The sequence below is a fragment of the Streptomyces sp. NPDC006516 genome, assembly GCF_040611875.1.
Classification (GTDB): Bacteria; Actinomycetota; Actinomycetes; order Streptomycetales; family Streptomycetaceae; genus Streptomyces.
This window is the reverse complement of sequence record NZ_JBEXPD010000001.1, coordinates 948,217-961,628: the sequence shown is the minus strand read 5'-3', so window position 1 is coordinate 961,628 and position 13,412 is coordinate 948,217. Positions and strand designations below refer to the sequence as shown.

Sequence of the window (13,412 nt, the reverse complement as noted above, 5' to 3'; positions counted from 1 at the left end):
CGGTTCCCGCCCCTGCCGTGCTGCCCGCCCCGGAGGGTTGGCGGCGCGCTCACGCGCCCGGCCGATCCGTTCCCTTTTGCTTCGCCTCTTCGGCGATCCGGCGCTTGGCCGCGGTCGCGTAGACGTCCACGTACTCCTGGCCGGACAGCTTCATGATCTCGTACATGACCTCGTCGGTCACCGAGCGCAGGATGAACCGGTCCCCCTCCATGCCGTGGTAGCGGCTGAAGTCCAGGGGCTCGCCGATCCTGATGCCCGGGCGCATCAGCCTGGGCACCAGCTGGCCCGGGGGCTGGATCTTCTCCGTGTCGATCATCGCCACCGGGATGACGGGCGCACCGGTGGCGAGGGCCACCCTCGCGAGGCCGCCGGGCTTGCCCCGGTAGAGCCGCCCGTCGGGCGAACGGGTGCCCTCGGGATAGATGCCGAAGAGCCCGCCGCTCTCGATGACCTGGATGCCCGCCCTGATGGCCGCGTCCCCGGCGCCCCTGGCGCCCGAGCGGTCCACCGGGAGCTGGCCCACGCCCTTGAAGAAGGCCGCGGTGAGCTTGCCCTTCACGCCGGGCGAGGTGAAGTACTCCGACTTGGCGATGAAGGTCACCTTGCGGTCGAGCACCGCCGGCAGGAAGAAGGAGTCCGAGAACGACAGGTGGTTGCTCGCGAGGATCGCCGGCCCGTGCGCGGGAATGTTCTCCAGGCCCTCCACCCACGGCCTGAAGGCGAGCTTCAGGGACCCGCCGATGGAGAACTTCATTGCGCCGTAGATCAACTCGGGTGCCTCCTGTGTGCTGTCGACAGACCTTAACCTGTGGGGCAGCGCCCCCTCCCGCCCGGCACGGAGACCGCCTCGGGCGGGCCCCCGGGGGGACCGTCCCACGCATGCCCCGGGCGGGTGGCCCCGCTGGGGCGGTGACGGCCCTGGTCGGTGTCGGTCCGGTCGCGTACGGTGAAGTCATCCTTTCGCACACCCCTCACCCCCGCCCGCTTCATGAACAGGAGACCCCGGTGCCGGTCCTCCCTGGAGCCGAGCCGTTCCGCCACGAGGGCGGAGAGGTCGGCGTCCTCCTCTGTCACGGATTCACGGGTTCGCCGCAGTCGCTGCGCCCCTGGGCCGACTACCTGGCGGAGCGGGGGCTGACCGTGTCCCTCCCCCTGCTGCCAGGGCACGGCACGCGCTGGGAGGACATGGCCGTCACGGGCTGGCAGGACTGGTACGCGGAGGTCGACCGCGAGCTGCGCGCGCTGCGGCAGCGGTGCGAGCAGGTCTTCGTCTTCGGCCTGTCCATGGGCGGGGCCCTGGCGCTTCGCCTCGCCGCGAAGCACGGAGACGAGATCGCGGGCCTGGTGCTGGTGAACCCGGCGAACAAGGTCCACGGCCTCTCGGCGTACGCCCTGCCGGTCGCCCGGCATCTGGTGCGGACGACGAAGGGGCTGACGAGCGACATCGCGCTGGAGGGCTCCGAGGAGGTCGGTTACGACCGGGTTCCGCTGCACGCCGCCCATTCCGTACGGGCCTTCTTCCGGCTCGTCGACGCCGAGCTGCCTCAGGTGACCCAGCCACTCGTGCTGCTGCACAGCCCGCAGGACCATGTCGTCCCGCCGGCCGACTCGGCGCGGATCCTCAGCCGGGTCTCGTCCCGGGACGTCGAGGAGATCGTGCTGGAACAGAGCTACCACGTCGCGACGTTGGACCACGATGCGGAGCGGATCTTCGACGAGAGCTTCCGGTTCATCGGCCGCCTCGCACCCGATGCCGGCAAGAAGGGGAGCACGTCCGGTGGCTGAGCACGACGCGGAGCGCGCGGGCAGTGACGAGGAGCGCGAGCCGCGCCCCACGGAGGGGACGGCCGTTCCCGAAGGCACCGATGCGGCACGGCCGCTCGACGAGGCCGCGGCCTGGGAGGCGATCGTGGCGGGTTACGGCGAGGAGCCGCCGGACCCGCCGGGAGCCAAGCCGTTCAAGTCGATCGAGGACCTGGCCCTGCTCGAGGACGGTCAGCTGAACGTCCTGGACCCGGCGCAGGAGTCCGGCACAGGCGAGGACGCGGACAAGGGCACGAGCGGGAAGGCCCCGGTGAAGCCGCCGGAGCAGAAGCCGCTCGGCGGCTCGGTGGTCTTCGCCCCCGGGGTCGCCGGTCCGCGCGACTACGGCCTGGCGGAGCCCCGGGACTCGGACACCGACGACCCGGACGACGGCGAGGAGGGACATTTCGTCCCGCCGGAGCCGCCGCCGCTCCCCGAGGCCGACGTGACCGCGAAGTTCGCCTGGCTCGCGGTGGTGGGCGGACCGGTGCTGATGCTGATCGCGGTGCTGATGCAGTGGGAGATGACGTGGTGGCTCACCACACTCTCCATCGGCGGTTTCCTGGGCGGTTTCGCCACCCTGGTGGCTCGCATGCCCCACGACGACGAAGAGGACGACGACCCGGGACGCGGCGCGGTCGTCTGAGCGGGTTCCGCGCCGGCCGCCCCCCGGGTCACCGGAGGGCGGGCGGGTGGCCGGAGCGGAGCCGCCGGTGCGTCACGCGCCGCCGGTTCGTCCGGTCTCCCCGGTCGTTCAGTCCCCCGCCGGCACCCGCAGGGCGGCCAGGACGGGCAGATGGTCCGTGGCCGTCCGCAGATCGGCGTCCTCGATGCCCGGCAGCCCTTCAGGCACGCCGCAGCCGAGCACCTCGATGCCACCGGTCGCGAACACCGCGTCGATCCGCTTGCTGGGTGCGCCGGGCGGGAAGGTGTTCTCCCCACCCCACGGCCGCACGGTCCGGCAGTCCTGGAGCCGGCCGGCCAGCCGCCGGAAGGCACCTCCGTCCGGTACGTCGTTGAGGTCGCCGGCCACCACCGCGTGCCGGACGCCCATCGCGTCGACCCGGTCCAGCAGCATCCCCGCCTGAGCCTGCCGCTCCTCGCGCTGCAGACTCAGATGACAGCTCACGACGCCGAGCCGGGCCCCGGCGAACCGTACGACCGCCGTGGCCAGACCGCGGCGGTGGAGGCCCGGGGTGAGGGGCAGCAGCACGTCCTCGGTCCGTTCCACCGTGGCGCGCAGGGAGCAGAGCAGCATCGGCCCGGCCGCGGTCGCCCCGCCGCTGAGCATCACCAGGTCGGTCATGGCGGCGAGCCGGGCAGCGGCCTTGCGCCAGCGGAAGAATCGCGGGGCCTCCTGGACGCACACGAGATCGGGGGCGCAGGCGCGGATGACACGGGCCAGGGCCTCGGTGTCGTCACGCAGCGAGCGGACGTTGTAGCTGAGCACCCGGATGACGGCCGAACCGTCCGGCTCGGTACGGGAGTCGGGCAAGGGCATCGGCGTGGTGACCATGGGACGCACGATACGACGGACGCCCGCCGCTCCCCGGAGGGCGCGACGGGCGTCGGACGTGCCGTGGTGATGATCAGCCCTGGCGTGCCAGGTCCGCCGCGCCCACCAGCCCGGCCTTGCCGCCCAGTTGGGCTGCGAGGACCTGCGCGTGCGGACGCCATTCGCCGCCGATCAGCCAGCGCCGGAAGGACTTGCGGATCGGGTCGAGGACCAGTTCGCCCTCGTCCGAGACGCCGCCGCCGACGATGAAGGCCGACGGGTCGAAGAGCGAGGCGAGGTCGGCCAGGCCCGCTCCGGCCCAGCGGGCCAGCTCACGGAAGGAGTCGACGGCCACCGGGCAGCCCTGGCGGGCGGCCTCGCTGATGTGCTTGCCCTCGATGCCCTCCACGGAGCCGTCGCCGAGACCCAGCAGGATCGTGGCGTTCTCCGGGGTGGCGTTGGCGCGCTGTTTCGCGTACCGCACGAGGGCGCGCCCGGAGGCGTACTGCTCCCAGCAGCCCTGGCTGCCGCAGCCGCACAGCAGCCCGTCCGGGACGACCCGGATGTGGCCGAATTCCGCCGCCACACCGAAGCGCCCCCGGCGCAGCTTGTTGCCGATGATGATGCCGCCGCCGAGGCCGGTGCCGAGCGTGATGCAGATGACGTCGTCGTGGCCCTGGCCGGCACCGAAGCGGTATTCGCCCCAGGCCGCCGCGTTGGCGTCGTTCTCGACGACGACGGGGAGGCCGACGCGCTGCTCGACCTTGTCCTTGAGCGGCTCGTGGCGCCAGTTGATGTTCGGGGCGAACAGCACGGTCGCGCGCTTGTCGTCGACGTATCCGGCCGCGCCGATGCCTACGGCCTCGACGTCGTGGCCCTCGCTCGCTCCGGACACGGCGGAGCTGATCGCGTCCACGATGCCTTCGGCGGTCGGCGGGGTCGATACCTTGAACGTCGAGAGGATCCGGCCCTCTTCGTCGACCACTCCAGCCGCGATCTTCGTGCCGCCGATATCGACGCCGATGGTGAGTCCCATGAATCCCTCAGTTTCGGTCGAGCCCCGCTACGGCCAACCGTACCCGAGCCGGGGACGGGTATTTCCCTGTCCAGGGTCAGTCCAGGTCGATGTGTTCGCTGCCGCCGGTGCCCTCGTCACGCGGGTCCGAGGGGTCCTGTGCGGCCTTCTTCGCAGGACCGGGGTTGCTTCCGGTGCCGCCGGCGCCCTCGGTGCCCTTGGTCCAGCGGCCTTCCTGGCCCTCGACCGCTGAGCGGTAGGCGGCCAGCAGTTCGTTCCCCGCGGCGGCGAGATGGTCGAAAAGCTCCGGATTGCGCTCGATCACGGGTTCGACCGCCGACTTGGCCTGCCGGATCACCTGCTGGACGGTGCCCTGGGCGGCCATGCCGAGCAGCGGCGACTGCAGCGAGGAGACCTTGTCGGCCACCGCGTCGATCAGCTTGCGCAGCTCTTCGGCCGCGGATCCCGGCTGCTGTCCGTACTGGGCCCTCCGTCGGGCCTTCTCCGCTTCGAGGTCCTCGGCGCAGGCCTCCGCCCACGCGTCGTCGTCGACGGGACGATCGGTGGCTTCACTCATGGCGGACTCCTGCGGCGCGGTTGTCTGCGTGACCGTACGGGCCACGTACTACCGACGTTACCCGAACGGTGGTACCCCGTTCATTGTGTCCGGGGCCAGAGCGCGGGGTCAGGCCTGAACCGGACACGCAGGACGCCGTCGGCGAGCGCCGCCCCGGCGACGGCGCAGCGGCGCAGCGCGGACTCCAGGCGCACGATCCGGTGGAACGGACCCGCGGTGAGGAGCAGTTCGTCGCCCCGCCGGACCAGCTTGAGGTCCTCCTTGACCGCTCCGGGCAGCGGCAGGCACCAGGCGATGACACCGTCCCCGTCGTCCTCGGTCCACCAGGGGTTCCCGGCGTGTCCCGGCGGGCGTTCGTCCGGTGCGCAGTGCTCCGCGAGAACGGCCAGGTCCTCGACGGTGCGCGGATCCCGGCCGAGGTGGGCGCTCTCGCGTACGGGCGTCGCCGGTGCCCACTCCTGCCGCCAGTGGTCCAGGCACTTGTCCTGCCGGGCGGAGAGGCCGGCGAACCACGGATCGGCGGAGTGACGGGGCAGGACCCGGGAGGCCACGACGGCGTCGACGCGCAGTCCGTGCAGGGCGAGCCCGGTGCGGGCGGCGCTCAGCGCGTCCTCGGCGGCCTGCCCTGGTTCGGCGACCAGCCGGACGGTGGTCGCGCCGTCCTCGATCAGGGCCTCGACGGCGGCCAGTTCCGCGTCCTTGCGGGCGGCGGCCTCGTACAGCCACTGGGCCGGCATGGGGACGCCGGCGAGCTGGGCGAGCACCGGGCGCAGAGCCCTGGCGGCCTGGCGTTCCCGGGGCAGGAGGCGCCGGAGGTAGCGGCGCAGCTGGCCCGGGAGCGCGAGCAGGGCGAGCGCCTCGGTCAGCGGGGGCAGGTCGACGACGAGGGTCTCGTAGCCCTCCTGCGCCCAGTCGCCCTCGGCCACCCGGCGCAGGGTGTGCAGGAGGGCGAGCTGCGGGGCGCCGGGCAGTTCGGTGAGCTCCTCGCCGTCCAGCCGGTTGGCGCCGAGCAGGTCGAGCACACCGGAGGCCCGGTCCTGCAGGTCCAGGAGTTCGCCCCGGAAGTGCGCGGCGGAGTCGACGCGGACGTGGAAGAGCCGCTCGGCGGCCTCCACGGGTCCTGGCCCCTCCGGGAAGGCGGGTACCGCGTCACAGGAGACGAGAAGGGTGCGCCGGCCGCCACGGGCCGATGCGAGCGCGGTCGCGGCCGCCACGGTGGTACGGCCCGCGCCGCCGGGGCCGGTGACGAGGACCGTACGCACGAGGTCAGACCTTCGGGACGGACTCGACGCGCTTCTTCAGCCCGGCGAGGGCGCGGTCGATGATGACCTTCTCCGCCTTGCGCTTGATCATGCCGAGCAGCGGGATCTTGACGTCCACGGCGAGGCGGTAGGTGACCTCGGTGCGGTCGCCCTCGCCCAGCGGCGCCAGCGCGTAACTGCCGTCGAGGGCGCGCAGCATCTGGGACTTGACGAGGGTCCAGCCGACTTCGTAGGGGCTGTTCCAGGTGTAGGCGAGGACGTGGTCGTCCTTGATCGCTCCGGCGTCCAGGACGAGCCGGACCTGCTCGGCGCGGCCCTGGTCGTCGGTGGCCAGGATCTCGGCCTCCTTCACCTCGCCGGTCCACTCGGGGTAGCGGGCGAAGTCGGCGATCACTCCCATGACGTCGGCCGGCGCCGCCTCGATCGTGATGCTCGAGCTGGTGTGTTCAGCCATCGCCGTGGCCCTCCAGTGCGGTGTACCGGTCGCGTTCGGCAGAGGCCTGCCGTGTGCAGGCTATCGCGTGCGCACGGCGACCCCGCCCGCGCCCCGGCCCGGGACCGGCGGCCGTGTCTCACCACTCCAGGGCCCACGGCCGCCCGGTCGAGGCGAAGTGGCCGACGTTGACGCACTCCGTGACGCCGATGCGCATCCGGCGCACCAGGGGCTGATGGACATGGCCGAAAAGGGCGTAGCGGGGACGGGTGCGGCCGATGGCCTCCAGGAGCGCGCGGCTGCCCCGCTCGAAGCGCCGGGCGACGGTGTCGTACGTCAGCTCCGGTACCTCGGGCGGGATGTGCGAGCACAGGACGTCGACCGGACCGAGCGCCTCGACCTTGGCCGCGTACTCCTCGTCGCTGATCTCGTACGGCGTGTTCATCGGGGTCCTGAGGCCGCCGCCGACGAAGCCGAAGACCCTGCCGCCGATCTCCACCCGCTCGCCGTCCAGGACGGTTGTACCGGCATGGGCGTACTCCGGCCAGAGGGCCGGCACGTCGACATTGCCGTAGGTGGCGTACGTAGGGGTGGGCATGGCGGCGAACATCTCGGCGTACTGCTTGCGTACGGCGGACAGGATCGCGGCATTACGGTCCCGGCCCGCCCAGAGCTCGCGGCCGAACGCCCGCGCTTCCTCGAAGCGGCGCGCGGTGCGCAGCTCGACGATGCGGTCGGCGTTCTCCTTGCCGAAGAGGTCGGGGAAGATCCCGCGCGAATGGTCCGCGTAGTCGAGGAAGAGGACCAGGTCGCCGAGGCAGATGAGCGCGTCCGCGCCGTCCCCGGCGCGCGCCAGCGCCTCCGCGTTCCCGTGCACGTCACTGACCACGTGCACGCGTGTCCGTCGAGTGCTGATTGTGTGTGGATTGCGCGGTGTGCCGACTCGCATGCGGATCACCCTAGGTCTCCGCGCGGCGCTCTGGGTAGAGGCCGCCGGACCTGCGATTACTTCCGGATCGGGACACGGGTGGACTAATGTGCGCCGAAGAACCACCGATATGTGTGATGCATAAGACATCTGGCCGGAACCCCCTTTCCGGAACCGAGTACCGGTGGGTAACGTCCGGCCAGTCCAGTCGTGCTCACCCCACTGAGCATCTGCCAGGCTTGGACCGATCCGGTACGTCGCACAGAGCCGTGGAACCGGAGCCCGATGAGGAGCAGCAGTCTTGCGCGAGTTCAGCCTTCCGGCCCTGTACGAGGTCCCTACGGACGGCAACCTGACGGATCTCATCCGCCGCAACGCCGCGCAGCATCCCGATGTCGCGGTGATGAGCCGGAAGGTCGCCGGCGTCTGGACCGACGTCACCGCCACCCAGTTCCTCGCTGAGGTCGAAGACACCGCCAGAGGCCTCATCGCGGCGGGCATCCAGCCCGGCGACCGGGTCGCGCTCATGTCCCGCACCCGCTTCGAGTGGGTCCTGCTGGACTTCGCGATCTGGAGCGCGGGTGCGGTCACCGTGCCGGTCTACGAGACCAGCTCCGCCGAGCAGGTTCAGTGGATACTCGGCGACTCGGGCGCCGTCGCGGTCGTCGTGGAGAGTGACGCCCACGCGCGGTCCGTCGCCGCCGTACGCGACCGGCTCCCCGGCCTCCAGCACGTCTGGGAGATCGACCGGGGCGCGGTCGGCCAGCTGGTGGCCTCCGGCGCCGAGGTCTCCGACGAGACCCTGGACCTGCGCATGGTCAGCGCCAAGGCCGACGACCCCGCGACCATCGTCTACACCTCGGGCACGACCGGCCGCCCCAAGGGCTGTGTGCTGACGCACCGCAGCTTCTTCGCGGAGTGCGGCAACATCGTGGAGCGGCTGAAGCCCCTCTTCCGTACCGGTGAGTGCTCCGTCCTCCTCTTCCTGCCCACCGCGCACGTCTTCGGCCGGCTCGTCGAGGTCGCCTCGGTGATGGCCCCGATCAAGCTCGGCTGTGTGCCGGACATCAAGAACCTCACCGATGAGCTGGCCTCCTTCCGTCCGACGCTGATACTCGGCGTCCCCCGGGTCTTCGAGAAGGTCTACAACTCGGCGCGGGCCAAGGCCCAGGCCGACGGCAAGGGCAAGATCTTCGACCGCGCGGCCGGCACGGCGATCGCGTACAGCCGCGCGCTGGGCACCCCCCAGGGCCCCTCGATGGGCCTGAAGGTCAAGCACAAGGTCTTCGACAAGCTGGTGTTCAGCAAGCTGCGGGCCGTGCTCGGCGGTCGCGGCGAGTACGCCATCTCCGGCGGCGCGCCGCTCGGTGAGCGGCTCGGCCACTTCTTCCGCGGCATCGGCTTCACGGTTCTGGAGGGCTACGGCCTGACGGAGAGCTGTGCCGCCACGGCCTTCAACCCGTGGGACCGGCAGAAGATCGGCACGGTCGGCCAGCCGCTGCCCGGCTCGGTCGTGCGGATCGCGGACGACGGCGAGGTGCTGCTCCACGGCGAGCACCTGTTCACCGGGTACTGGCAGAACGAGTCGGCGACGGCGGAGGCCCTGGCCGACGGCTGGTTCCACACGGGTGACATCGGCACGCTCGACGAGGACGGCTATCTCGCGATCACGGGCCGCAAGAAGGAGATCATCGTCACGGCGGGAGGGAAGAACGTCGCCCCCGCGGTGATCGAGGACCGGATCCGGGCACACGCCCTGGTCGCCGAGTGCATGGTGGTCGGCGACGGACGGCCGTTCGTCGGCGCGCTGCTCACCCTGGACGAGGAGTTCCTCTCCCGCTGGGCCGAGGAGAACGGCAAGCCGGCCGGGTCGACCGCGGTCTCGCTCCGCGAGGACCCCGACCTGCTGGCGGAGGTCCAGCGGGCCGTGGACGACGGCAACGCCGCGGTCTCCAAGGCGGAGTCGGTACGCAAGTTCCGCATCCTCGCCTCGCAGTTCACCGAGGAGGCGGGCCACATCACCCCCTCGCTGAAGCTGAAGCGCAACGTCGTGGCGAAGGACTTCGCGGACGAGGTCGAGTCGATCTACCGCGGCTGAGCCCGCACCCGCCTGACGAGGAGAGGGCCCGTACCCGACCAGGTACGGGCCCCCTCCTCGTGGTCGTCCCGGGCCGGCGCCCTCGGCCCGTTCCCAGGTGTCAGAGCAGCGTCCTGAGCTTCTCGGCGAGCAGGTCCCAGCGCCACTTCTCCTCGACCCACTCCCGGCCCCGCTCCCCCATGCGGCGGCGCAGTTCGGGGTCCTGGAGCAGGGTGACGATCCGGTCGGCGGACTCCTCGGCGGAGCCGCCCCGGACCACCCAGCCCGTCTCCCCGTCCAGGACGGCGTCGGGGGCTCCGCCGGAGTCTCCCGCGACGACCGGCAGCCCGGTCGCGGACGCCTCCAGATAGACGATGCCGAGGCCCTCCACGTCGAGCCCGCCGCGCCGGGTGCGGCAGGGCATGGCGAAGACGTCGCCGGCGCCGTAGTGCGCGGGCAGTTCCTCCCAGGGCACTGGCCCGGTGAAGCGGACGGAGTCCTCCACACCGGTCTCTGCGGCCAGCTTCTTCAGCTGTCCGGCGTACGGCCCGCCGCCGACGACGAGCAGGACCGCGTCCGGCACCCGGGCCAGGATCGCCGGCATGGCGAGGATGAGCGTGTCCTGGCCCTTGCGCGGCACGAGCCGTGAGACGCACACGACGACGGGCCGGTCCGCGAGCCCGAGCCGGGCCCGGACGCGGTCCCCGCCGGAGGCCGGGTGGAAGGTCTTCTCGTCGACCCCGGGCGGCAGCTGGACCATCCGTTCGGCGGCCCTGCCGGTGAGCGCCCCGGCGATCCTGGACCGGGTGTACTCGCCGAGGTAGGTGAGGGTGTCGGTGCCCTCGCCGATGCGGCGCAGCAACTGGCGGGACGCCGGCAGCTGGGCCCAGCCCGCCTCGTGGCCGTGCGTGGTGGCCACGATCCGGCGGGCACCGGCCCTGCGCAGCGCGGGAGCCATCAGCCCGAGCGGAGCGGCGGCGCCGAACCACACGGAGGAGCAGCCGTGCTCCCGCAGCAGCCGGACCGCCTGCCGGGTCGCCCCCGGGGTGGGCAGGAGCATCGTCGTACGGTCGCGTACGACGGTGAAGGGCTGCTCGGCGTCGAAGGCCGCGGTGGCCTCGGCGCCCTCCGCGCCGCGCTTCCACGTGGATGCGTACACGACGAGCTGCTCGGGGTCCAGACGCAGCGCCATGTTGTGCAGGAAGGCCTGGATGCCGCCGGGGCGGGGCGGGAAGTCGTTCGTCACGATCAGGGTCTTGTCCATCGCCGCCGACAGTACCGGGCGCCTCGACGGCCCTGCCTGACGGCTCCCGCACAGCCTGGACCTGCATCATGGCGTGCATGACGGTCAGGACGGGTACGAGCGGCCGGGCAAGCCGGGGCCTGTGCCTCGCCGTATGGGGCCTCACGCGGGCGGTGCTGCTGCTCTGCGTCTTCAAGGTGTTCACGGTGCCGGGCCCTGACGTCACGAGTGACGTCTCGGTGATCTACCGCGGCTGGTACGAGGTGCTCCGCGCCGGTTCGTATCCGCTGGACGACGTCACCTGGCAGTACCCGCCGGCCGCCGCCCTGGCGGTGCTGTCCCCCGGTCTGCTGCCGTTCCTGGAGTACGCCTCCGCGTTCTTCGTGCTCGTCCTCCTGTGTGACGCGCTGGTCCTCGGGCTGCTGGTGTACGCGGGGAACCGTCCGGGCATGCGGAACGCGGGGGCGTGGCTGTGGGTGGCGGGTGTGCCGCTGCTGGGGCCGACGGTCTACGCCCGGTACGACCTGATGGTGACGGCGGTCGCGGTGGCGGCGCTGCTGGCGGGCGTGCGGCACCCCAGGGCGCTGGGGGCGCTGGCCGCCTTCGGGACGCTGCTGAAGGTGTGGCCGGTGCTGCTGCTGGTGGGCACGGCCCGGGGGCGGGCGACGCGGCGGTCCTGGTCCGCGGCGGGGGTGACGGCCGCCGTGCTCGTCCTGGTCTCGGCGGCGGCGCTGCCCGGCGCGTTCGCGTTCCTGACCTTCCAGCGCGACCGCGGGCTGGAGATCGAGTCGCTGGGCGCGCTGGTCTTCCATGTGGCGCGGCAGTTCGGCTGGGAGGGCCACGTGGAGCTGCGGTACGGCTCCATGGAATTCTCCGGTCCGCATGTGGCGCTGGTGAGCACGCTGGCTCTGGCGCTGAGCGTGCTCGCCTTCGGCTGGCTGCTGCTGTGGCGGCTGCGGGCCAGGACCTTCGCGGTGCACACCCCGGCGGACGCCGCGTTCACCGCGGTGCTGCTGTTCACGGTGACCAGCCGCGTCATCAGCCCCCAGTACATGGTGTGGCCGCTCGGGGTGGCCGCGGTGTGCCTGGCGTTCCGGGGCAGCCGCACGGCCCTGCCCGCGTGCCTGGTGCTGCTGGCCACCGGGGTCACCCTGCTGGAGTTCCCGCTCGGCTTCGCCCATGTGGTGGCCAGCGACGGGGAGGGCGTGGCGCTCATGGCCGTACGCAACGGTCTGCTGGTCACGGCGGCGCTGATCGCCGCGCGACGGCTGTGGCGGGACACCGTGCCAGGAGGGCGGCAGGGGCGTCCGGCGGCCGGGGAGGTCAGCCGAGCCGGTCGCGCAGATACTCCCGCCAGCGCGCCGTGAACTCCGGGGGCGTGGTGCCGAGTACGGACTGCATGGCGTGCTCCACCGCCCCGTCCCGCCCGGAACGGCTCCCCACGGCCTTGTAGAAGGCGATGAGCTCCTCGTCGCCCCAGTCCCGCGCGATCAGCTCGCAGGCCAGCCAGCCGCTCTCGTACGCCCGGGACAGTTGGTCCGCGTCCTCACCGAAGCCGAAGTCCTCGTCCGTGGGCAGGTCCGCGGGCAGGTCGCCGCTCCGCACGGCCTCGGTGAGCTCCGAGGCGAGCTCCTGGGCCGTACGGCTCTCCCCGAGGTAGGCGGCCCGGTCGGCGAAGCCCTCGGAGAGCCAGACCGGGGTGGCGGCCGAGGTGTGGGAGCGCGTCGCGACGTGCGTGGTCTCGTGGGTGAGGACGACCCGCTGCCCGAAGTCGCCTAGCGTGCCGTACGCCTGCGGGTTGACGACCACCCGGTCCGCGGGGGCCCGGCCGCTGCCGCCGACCTTGCCGGTGGTGACGGCGGCCATGCCCCGGTAGCTGGCCACCGGCGAGCCGAGCAGCCCCGCCATGTCGTCCACGGTCTCGGGCACGAGCACCACCACGCGCTCCGCCCAGGGTTCCGGCCAGGCACCGGTGACGGCCGGGACCGCCCGGTCGGCGGTGGCCGCGATGCGGCGCAGCTCCCGCGCGGGGCGGCCGACCCCGAGGACGAGGCTGTGCGTGCCGCGTACGACCTCGACGTCGCCCTGCTGCCAGAGTTGTCCCGGCCCGTCGCCGGCGGCCCGGTCGGCGGAGATGTACCAGCTCCCGGCGTCGCCGCGGCGGACCAGCTCCACGGTGCGGGAGCTGGACATGGGGGCCTTGTCGTAGCCCTTGATCCGGTAGCGCAGCTCGACCTCGGCGGTGACCCGGTCCGCCCCCTTGCCCCTCACGCTCTCGACCCGGTATGCCCACGACTCCAGCGGTACGTCGGCGAGGTTGCCCAGTTCGGTGCGCTGGGCCGCGCGGAACGCCGTGGCGCGCGGGTCGAGCGCGGCCAGGTACGCCTCGGTGTCGTGCTCCAGGAGGGCGGCGGCCCTGCGGTCCAGTGCCGCGCCCACCTCCTGGGCGGTGACGGGGCCGGCGGTGTTCTCGGGTGCGGAGCAGGCGGGCGCCAGCAGCAGGGCGGCGAGCACGGCACCCGCCGCGCGCCGTCCACGGGTGCGTCCCCGTCGTGCGTCCTGCGCCGTGACAGCCATCC

At 72.4% G+C, this 13,412-nt stretch carries 13 protein-coding genes; 4 read left to right on the top strand and 9 right to left on the bottom strand.

The window, feature by feature from the left end:
- Window positions 1–49: 49 nt before the first annotated feature.
- Window positions 50–769, bottom strand: coding sequence for a lysophospholipid acyltransferase family protein (locus ABZY45_RS04235; RefSeq protein ID WP_356735903.1), 720 nt, complete (start codon window positions 767–769; stop codon window positions 50–52).
- Window positions 770–1,005: 236 nt separating this feature from the next.
- On the opposite strand from ABZY45_RS04235, the gene ABZY45_RS04230 reads away from it, so the two are divergent.
- Both ABZY45_RS04230 and ABZY45_RS04225 read left to right on the top strand, forming a co-directional pair.
- Window positions 1,006–1,785: an alpha/beta fold hydrolase gene (locus tag ABZY45_RS04230; RefSeq protein WP_356735901.1), complete on the top strand. Its 780-nt coding sequence runs from the start codon at window positions 1,006–1,008 to the stop codon at window positions 1,783–1,785.
- Window positions 1,778–2,449 carry a hypothetical protein gene (locus ABZY45_RS04225; protein ID WP_356735899.1) on the top strand — a complete coding sequence of 224 codons (672 nt, stop codon included), beginning with the start codon at window positions 1,778–1,780 and terminating at the stop codon, window positions 2,447–2,449. Before ABZY45_RS04230 ends, ABZY45_RS04225 begins: the two co-directional genes overlap by 8 nt.
- Before the next feature lie 108 nt (window positions 2,450–2,557).
- Here ABZY45_RS04225 and ABZY45_RS04220 read toward each other — a convergent pair whose 3' ends face one another.
- From ABZY45_RS04220 to ABZY45_RS04195, 6 genes are all read right to left on the bottom strand, one after another.
- The gene (locus ABZY45_RS04220; RefSeq protein WP_356735897.1) at window positions 2,558–3,319 is read right to left on the bottom strand and encodes an endonuclease/exonuclease/phosphatase family protein; all 762 of its coding nucleotides are present in this window, start codon (window positions 3,317–3,319) and stop codon (window positions 2,558–2,560) included.
- Window positions 3,320–3,392: 73 nt separating this feature from the next.
- The gene (locus tag ABZY45_RS04215; RefSeq protein ID WP_145802082.1) at window positions 3,393–4,334 is read right to left on the bottom strand and encodes an ROK family glucokinase; all 942 of its coding nucleotides are present in this window, start codon (window positions 4,332–4,334) and stop codon (window positions 3,393–3,395) included.
- Between the two features lie 76 nt (window positions 4,335–4,410).
- Window positions 4,411–4,890: a DUF5304 domain-containing protein gene (locus ABZY45_RS04210; protein ID WP_356735894.1), complete on the bottom strand. Its 480-nt coding sequence runs from the start codon at window positions 4,888–4,890 to the stop codon at window positions 4,411–4,413.
- An 80-nt stretch (window positions 4,891–4,970) separates the two neighbouring features.
- Window positions 4,971–6,152, bottom strand: coding sequence for an ArsA-related P-loop ATPase (locus ABZY45_RS04205; protein WP_356735892.1), 1,182 nt, complete (start codon window positions 6,150–6,152; stop codon window positions 4,971–4,973).
- A gap of 4 nt (window positions 6,153–6,156) precedes the next feature.
- On the bottom strand, window positions 6,157–6,606 hold the full coding sequence (locus ABZY45_RS04200; protein ID WP_356735890.1) for an SRPBCC family protein: 450 nt from the start codon (window positions 6,604–6,606) through the stop codon (window positions 6,157–6,159).
- A 118-nt stretch (window positions 6,607–6,724) separates the two neighbouring features.
- Window positions 6,725–7,534, bottom strand: coding sequence for a metallophosphoesterase (locus tag ABZY45_RS04195; RefSeq protein WP_356735888.1), 810 nt, complete (start codon window positions 7,532–7,534; stop codon window positions 6,725–6,727).
- Between the two features lie 280 nt (window positions 7,535–7,814).
- Here ABZY45_RS04195 and ABZY45_RS04190 point away from each other — a divergent pair, with 280 nt between their 5' ends.
- Window positions 7,815–9,611: an AMP-dependent synthetase/ligase gene (locus ABZY45_RS04190; protein WP_356735886.1), complete on the top strand. Its 1,797-nt coding sequence runs from the start codon at window positions 7,815–7,817 to the stop codon at window positions 9,609–9,611.
- A 100-nt stretch (window positions 9,612–9,711) separates the two neighbouring features.
- Here ABZY45_RS04190 and ABZY45_RS04185 read toward each other — a convergent pair whose 3' ends face one another.
- Entirely contained in the window at window positions 9,712–10,854 is a 1,143-nt protein-coding gene (locus ABZY45_RS04185) for a glycosyltransferase family 4 protein (RefSeq protein ID WP_356735884.1), read from the bottom strand.
- Between the two features lie 77 nt (window positions 10,855–10,931).
- On the opposite strand from ABZY45_RS04185, the gene ABZY45_RS04180 reads away from it, so the two are divergent.
- The gene (locus ABZY45_RS04180; protein ID WP_356735882.1) at window positions 10,932–12,200 is read left to right on the top strand and encodes a glycosyltransferase family 87 protein; all 1,269 of its coding nucleotides are present in this window, start codon (window positions 10,932–10,934) and stop codon (window positions 12,198–12,200) included.
- On the opposite strand, the gene ABZY45_RS04175 is transcribed toward ABZY45_RS04180, so the two are convergent.
- On the bottom strand, window positions 12,157–13,410 hold the full coding sequence (locus tag ABZY45_RS04175; RefSeq protein WP_356735880.1) for a hypothetical protein: 1,254 nt from the start codon (window positions 13,408–13,410) through the stop codon (window positions 12,157–12,159). The two genes, ABZY45_RS04180 and ABZY45_RS04175, sit on opposite strands and share 44 nt — an antisense overlap.
- Window positions 13,411–13,412 lie beyond the last annotated feature (2 nt).

What these genes read in the sequence shown, in the direction of transcription:
- ABZY45_RS04220 (WP_356735897.1), bottom strand. Translation starts at nt 3,319, where the DNA reads ATGGTCACCACGCCGATGCCCTTGCCCGACTCCCGTACCGAGCCGGAC.
- ABZY45_RS04215 (WP_145802082.1), bottom strand. Translation starts at nt 4,334, where the DNA reads ATGGGACTCACCATCGGCGTCGATATCGGCGGCACGAAGATCGCGGCT.
- ABZY45_RS04210 (WP_356735894.1), bottom strand. Translation starts at nt 4,890, where the DNA reads ATGAGTGAAGCCACCGATCGTCCCGTCGACGACGACGCGTGGGCGGAG.
- ABZY45_RS04200 (WP_356735890.1), bottom strand. Translation starts at nt 6,606, where the DNA reads ATGGCTGAACACACCAGCTCGAGCATCACGATCGAGGCGGCGCCGGCC.
- ABZY45_RS04195 (WP_356735888.1), bottom strand. Translation starts at nt 7,534, where the DNA reads ATGCGAGTCGGCACACCGCGCAATCCACACACAATCAGCACTCGACGG.
- ABZY45_RS04185 (WP_356735884.1), bottom strand. Translation starts at nt 10,854, where the DNA reads ATGGACAAGACCCTGATCGTGACGAACGACTTCCCGCCCCGCCCCGGC.
- ABZY45_RS04180 (WP_356735882.1), top strand. Translation starts at nt 10,932, where the DNA reads ATGACGGTCAGGACGGGTACGAGCGGCCGGGCAAGCCGGGGCCTGTGC.
- ABZY45_RS04175 (WP_356735880.1), bottom strand. Translation starts at nt 13,410, where the DNA reads ATGGCTGTCACGGCGCAGGACGCACGACGGGGACGCACCCGTGGACGG.